The following is a 5,933-nucleotide window of genomic DNA, read 5'->3' as shown; positions in this document are numbered from 1 at the left end:
CTATCATGTTCGAAGATCGCTTCAATGCGTAACTGTATCTGAAACCCGCATGCGCCAGACCAGATACACAGAGTTCATGACACTCCCCAGATTTGATGACAATTGTCTTTGGTGTGATCATCTTACGAACCATTGGCTTCAGAACCCCGCTGCGCATGAGGCGAACGACGGCACGATAACCACGGTCCTTCATTCCCGTATCGGCAGTCAGATCAGAAATGCTGCGTCCCCCATGCAACTTGCCCACGACACAACGCGCCACAGCATCTGCATCCGGATCTGCTTTCCTGACTGCGGTGAACATCAGAGCGCTATTCAGATCGATGGGGTCAATGTCCCGATCCGTGAGGAGACGAAAGTCGTCCACAAAATCCAGCTTTTTCATCCAGCCAGCGACGATTTGCATTTCCGCAAGAAAAGATCCTGACACCAAGCGAACTTCGGGCTTGATCGTGTAGGCGATGCGCTGGCCGTCTTCTTGCACGGTGACGACGTCCAGAATTTTGTGATTCAGCTTTTTCCGGTCATGCCCATAGTAAAAGAAAACCTGCTCCTGCAGATCGACGACTGAGCTTTTCGCGTCCAGCTGCAAGAGATGGCAGAGCTCCAGCCAGCTTTCCGCTTGCACCCGGACACCACAGTCGTCCCCAAGCACAAGATTTGCTGTGCAGTGCCCCGTTGCAGCGCCCGCAACGGAACGCCCGGCGCGAGACGGTTCAGGCAGATAGATTTTATCTGCAATATCGTAAGACATAGTATGCCCCATCATTTGAAAGTGCTGGTGCCCGGAATTGGGCATCATGCATTCGCAATGGGTCAGGCACTCACAATTCATGCGGCTCGAGAAACCTCGGGCTTTCTTATGCAAAATGCCGGACAAGCCGATATCCATTACCGACCAGCGGGTGCTGGTTCAAATTGGGCTCGACATCAAATTTACGACAGGCAGATACAGGTATTGAAATTCCCGAGGGATTTCGATATGCAAAACTCAACAACGCGCAGTCGTATCTGCCATCCAACGAAATGCACTCGAACCGCGCCAACGGTTCGGGTGTTTTCGTTTTAAGCGCTATCCGTAAGTCATTTTACTCTCCTTCGATCAACACGGCTCAGTGCTGGGTCTTGCTCTTCAGTGCGCTTGTCTGAGCACAGCTCAAACATAGCAAAACAAGCCGATCGAAAGAACATTTTTCTCATAGGCATCAATGCCTTGCGAGAATGAAATGATTGTGATGGGGTGCCCCAGAGGGAACTACGAGGAGTAGTTTCCCGAACGCACCTGAACGCAACATTCAGTTCTTCCAACCAAATTCCTGAACATTTTCGCGATCTGAAACAGATTGCGAAAAACTCGATTGCAAAATCGAGTGGTGAAGAAAGAATTGAATGCGTCAGCGCGAAACTCTGGATTCTGACAGAATCAACTACATCAAAACAAACTCGATGCAGATACGATTCGTATTAGAAAACTGGTTAGCGTGAGGCAAACAGAACGATATCCATCACCTGATCCAGAAAGATCAGTCTATCAATTGCAAGGCAATGACGAGGATATGTGAGTTCATGTTCATAGCGGCATCAATATCTGGTAGAAGATTGCGCCGTCAATCAAAAAGTTGTTCCTCAACCAAAATTTTTCAAAAGCTGTTCTTGGTGTTTGTTCATACACGATCGGCACGCGCCCTCATCAATAATGTGGGAGTTAGCAGGCACGATACCCACGTGCGCCGAGAAGCCAGGATCGGCGGTGAACGCTCTTGACTGAACGCGCATCTATGGTCACACATGCGACATGTCCAAAAATAGCGCACTCATACATTTGATAGCTTGAGCCCCAACAGCGGGCCTCGAAACATCTTTGGCGCTACCCAGGACTTCCCATGAACACCGCTGCAAAGACAATCCAGCTGGAAAAGCTGTTTTTCTCGATACGCTGACTTCCTACCTTTGGGAGACAGCACAGGTGTGCGGCTGGGATTTATAAACCCGGAGCGCCAGATAAGCGTAGACGGCCGGGATCGTTACCCGGGTCTCCTACCAAGATCGCCAATCATTGTTCGTGATAGAAGCGTTGTCCTTCACCGCACCACCGGCAGATCCGCCAACCGCGTGGTATAACGCGGACTGCGATGGTTCGCCCGCAGTTGCCATGACCGCGACACCCCTTCACTGGCGATGACCATCGTCTTCTTCCCGAACCGGCCATTCACATCATCGAGCGCCGCCATGAGCGCAGGGGACGTCGGTTTGACGCTGTCGAACAATGTGCGCGGCCGATCTGCGATGGGCAGCAGGTCATCGAGCATGATCCCAGCCTTGGCGAATCCAAACGAAGCGTTCTCGATTTTCGGCCAGGCAGCCAGCGCACAGCGCTTTGCTGCGGCCACCAGATCGAATGTGTCCGAAGACATCGGCGTCAGCCGCGTCGATCGCGATCCGGCATACTGCGGCCGATCGGGGCGGTGCCGGTTGGTATGGTAGAACACGGTCAGGGTGCCTGCGACCCCGTGCTGGCGCAGTTTCTCGGCTGCGCGCGTAGCGTGGGCGGTGATCGCCTGGAACTGCGTGTCAAAATCCGTCATCGGCGCGCCGGATGACCGTGTAACGGCCATACACTTGCGCTGGGGTTCTACCTCGTCAAAGGCAATACAGGCCTCGCCCTGCAGCTCGAGCACGGTCCGTTCGAGGACGACGGTTCCGAGTGCTTGGGCCTGTCGCAGTGGCATGGCCCGCAGCTCTGCCGCCGTGCCGATCCCGATGTCTTTCAACTTGGCCTCAGTCTTGCGGCCAATGCCCCAGATGTCGCCTACCGGAACCAGCGGCAACAGCCAGTCGGCAAGCGTCTGATCCATCATATCGAACACGCCCGCAAAGATCGGGTTCTTCTTTGCGATGTCGTTGGCACATTTTGCCAGCGTCTTCGTCGGCGCAATACCGACCCGGACCGGCACACCTACCCGGCGCAAAACGTCACGCCTGAGCGCCTTGGCATGCGCGGTCCGGTCCCTAAAGCCGGTAAAGTCGAGGAAGCATTCGTCGATGGAGTAAATCTCGACGTTGGGTGTGTAATCCTCGTAGACTTCCACCACCCGGCGGCTGATGTCGCCATACAAGGTGTAGTTTGACGAGAACACGCGGATGCCATGTGCCGCGACCTTGTCACGGATCAGGTGCAACGGCTCACCCATCTTGTTGCCCAGTGCCTTGGCCTCATCGCTGCGCGCGACGGCGCAGCCATCGTTGTTTGACAGCACGATGACCGGGACATTCTTCAATGTCGGATCGAATATCCGCTCGGCGCTGACGTAGAGGTTCGCGCTGTCACTGATCGCGATGGGGCGTGTCACGCCAGATCATACCGTCGCACGACACCGGCAATGACGCCCCAGATCTCGCTGTCCCCGGTGAGTTCAATGTCGGGGAAGGCTTCACAGCTGTTGGCTGGCGCCACGGACGCTTCGGAAAGAAATGAGCCGTCGCCGGATCGAAAGGTAGTTTTCAGCCGTCTCGCAGTCCGCTTATTAAATTGCGGCCCCTCTGCGATCAATCTCAAAGCTGATCAGGCAGGTCGGTGATACCCTCTTGCTCAGTTCGACGAAGCCATCGAAGGCGGGGGGCAATGGCATCAGCGCTGCCTGCTCTGCGGCCCAGACGTCGGCAACGCTACCCGGCAGCGCTGCATGCGGGATCTCAGTCCACAACGCGACACAGCGCTGCTCCAGCCAGTCATTCAGCGCCGCAAGATCGGGGAAGTCCGGCATGGGTTGCCACAGTCGGCGCCGGGCATCCTGCACGTTCTTCTCGATCTGTCCCTTCTCCCAGCCTGCGGCCGGATTGCAGAACGCTGGCTCGAACACGTAGTGGTTTGCCATCGCAAGGAAGCGCATGTTGACCTGTCGCTCTTTCCCGCAGCCGACGCGGTCAACCGCGGTGCGCATGTTATCGTATGCGATGAACGCAAACCTGATCTTCAAATGGTTGAATGACCCTCGTTATTCTCCTGCCGCGGGCGGAACTCCGGGTGCTTCGGAACCCGGAAACGTCTTCCTGCCGGTGGAAGTTTCCGACCACACCATCGGCGACCAGATCGATGGCTCGACAATGGGAGCAACCGGTTCACCGCTTGCTTCTGACTTCACGCAAAGGGCCGACGGCGCTGCCGTCGGTTGTCGGGCTTGTGTAAGGGTTAATGACATGATCCCGGTGCCTAACAAATTTTCCAAGGACTTCCGGATGGTATTTCAGTGTCTTGAAGTGAGTCTCCGAGAACGGACTGTCATTCGAGGCAGAGCGCCGTCACAGGCGGAACTCTCCCCCAAGTTTTGGCGTTAAAAGTATGAAAAAAGAGAGTTTAAGCCATGACCAGAAAAATCAGAACAGCCATTCTTCCGGTCGCGGGTTTGGGCACGCGGCTATTGCCATTGACGAAAGCCGTGCCGAAAGAGCTCTTACCTATTTACGACACACCCTTGCTACAGTTCGCGATCCAAGAGGCGCAAGACGCTGGTGTCGAACGACTGGTTTTCGTCAGCCATCCCTCCAAAAAGATCATCGAACGGCAAGTCAAACCGGACGGGGTGTTGATGTCCAAGCTGCGCCGCCGCGGCAAGGACGACTTGGTGGATGTGATGCTGCAATCGGAAGTACATGCAGACGTTGAGGCACACTTTGTCTATCAGGAGCGTCAGCTTGGTTTGGGCCATGCGGTCTTGTGTGCGCGTGAGTTGACGCTTGACGGACCCTTTGCTGTCATCTTGCCCGATGATCTGATCGTCGGCACCGGGTGCCTTGCCGAAATGGTCGCTGCCTATGACCCGGTCCGCGCGGGTTTGATGGTTGCCGCAATGGAAGTTTCAAAAGAAGACATCCGCAAATACGGCGCGTTCAAGCCGAAGGGACGGGACGGCAAACGTCTGCCGTCTTCGGGCCTGGTCGAGAAACCGGCACCCGATAAAGCCCCGTCTCTTTTTGGAGCTGTCGGGCGCTATATTCTGCCACATAACATATTTTACGAGCTCGCGCGCACCAAGCCCGGTTCAGGGGGCGAGATCCAGTTGACCGATGCCATCGCCGCGATGACACCCGATGTGGGGCTCGAGGGGTTCATTTTCGACGGTCGCCGCTTTGACTGTGGTCATCATGACGGCCTGCTGGAGGCAAGCAACTGGCGCAAACTGGCAGTCGCGCGGGACACACCTCCACCAATGGATGGATTTGTCGCTGCCGAATGATGGCATCCTGAGATTGACCAGCTTGATGACCAGGCGCGCGCCTTGGCGGAGGGAGAATTATCTGATGAGTGCATATTCAAGCACAAACATCGCCAAAGCGATCGAACGCGTTCCGACAACCGCGACAAAAGGCCTTCGGAGATTGCTCGAACGCGCAGAAGCACAAGGCATCGCAGAACTTGCTACCCGGATCAGTGACGAGCTCGCTGTTCGAGGTTCGATGGAGTTCGACGGGCCATCTGCTGAACAACACGCTACTTGGGCAAAGCAAGTGGCAGATGCTGATCTCGGAGAGGCGATCCTCATCGCCTTCCATGAAGCCCCTATTAACGATGACGAACGGGACCTGACGCGCCAAATCGCCCGCAACCCTGGCATAGGGCATCAGGAACTGACGAAATTTCGCGGCAAAGGAGACGTGAGTCTGATCCTTGGCCATATGGTCTACGAAAGGCTTGGTTTTTTTCGCAAGTTCTGGGACGGATCTGGACAAATGTCCGGGCTTTTGTTCCAGCGAGATAATGCCTCCGGACGCGTGCTTTATTGGCTTACGGCAGAAGCAGAGGAGTCCTTTACAGCCCTCAAAGTCATTTAAGCGCGTTGCTCCCGTTGCGAGAGAGTGTCCGACCTTCTGTGTAACTGGGATTTGGTTCATGCTTCCTGAGAGAAGCAAGGACGATGACGATGACGATTTCCAAG

Annotated in this window: 4 protein-coding genes and 2 pseudogenes; 2 read left to right on the top strand and 4 right to left on the bottom strand. The window is 55.3% G+C overall.

The window, feature by feature from the left end; translation table 11 throughout:
- From GZH79_RS13180 to GZH79_RS13170, 4 genes and pseudogenes are all read right to left on the bottom strand, one after another.
- Positions 1-880 (bottom strand): hypothetical protein (locus tag GZH79_RS13180; protein ID WP_211644249.1); only part of this gene is annotated, 880 nt, incomplete at its 3' end.
- Positions 881-2,081: 1,201 nt separating this feature from the next.
- Positions 2,082-3,350: a Y-family DNA polymerase gene (locus GZH79_RS13175; protein WP_211644248.1), complete on the bottom strand. Its 1,269-nt coding sequence runs from the start codon at positions 3,348-3,350 to the stop codon at positions 2,082-2,084.
- Positions 3,347-3,454, bottom strand: a pseudogene (locus GZH79_RS19340) (peptidase S24); the annotation flags it as partial. The gene GZH79_RS13175 and the pseudogene GZH79_RS19340, both read right to left, overlap by 4 nt.
- 88 nt (positions 3,455-3,542) lie before the next feature.
- A pseudogene (locus GZH79_RS13170) lies at positions 3,543-3,947 on the bottom strand (IS21 family transposase); the annotation flags it as partial.
- Positions 3,948-4,361: 414 nt separating this feature from the next.
- On the opposite strand from GZH79_RS13170, the gene GZH79_RS13165 reads away from it, so the two are divergent.
- Both GZH79_RS13165 and GZH79_RS13160 read left to right on the top strand, forming a co-directional pair.
- Positions 4,362-5,234, top strand: coding sequence for a sugar phosphate nucleotidyltransferase (locus tag GZH79_RS13165; RefSeq protein WP_211644247.1), 873 nt, complete (start codon positions 4,362-4,364; stop codon positions 5,232-5,234).
- 64 nt (positions 5,235-5,298) lie between these two features.
- The gene (locus GZH79_RS13160; protein WP_211644246.1) at positions 5,299-5,829 is read left to right on the top strand and encodes a hypothetical protein; all 531 of its coding nucleotides are present in this window, start codon (positions 5,299-5,301) and stop codon (positions 5,827-5,829) included.
- The last annotated feature ends 104 nt before the right edge of the window (positions 5,830-5,933 follow it).

This window comes from Loktanella sp. SALINAS62, assembly GCF_018263905.1.
Classification (GTDB): domain Bacteria; phylum Pseudomonadota; class Alphaproteobacteria; order Rhodobacterales; family Rhodobacteraceae; genus Loktanella.
The sequence above is the reverse complement of the archived record's forward strand: the minus strand, read 5'-3'. Positions and strand labels throughout refer to the sequence as shown.

Bases quoted from the DNA above. Each gene is read 5' to 3' on its own strand.
- GZH79_RS13165 (WP_211644247.1), top strand. From the start codon at position 4,362: ATGACCAGAAAAATCAGAACAGCCATTCTTCCGGTCGCGGGTTTGGGC.
- GZH79_RS13160 (WP_211644246.1), top strand. From the start codon at position 5,299: ATGAGTGCATATTCAAGCACAAACATCGCCAAAGCGATCGAACGCGTT.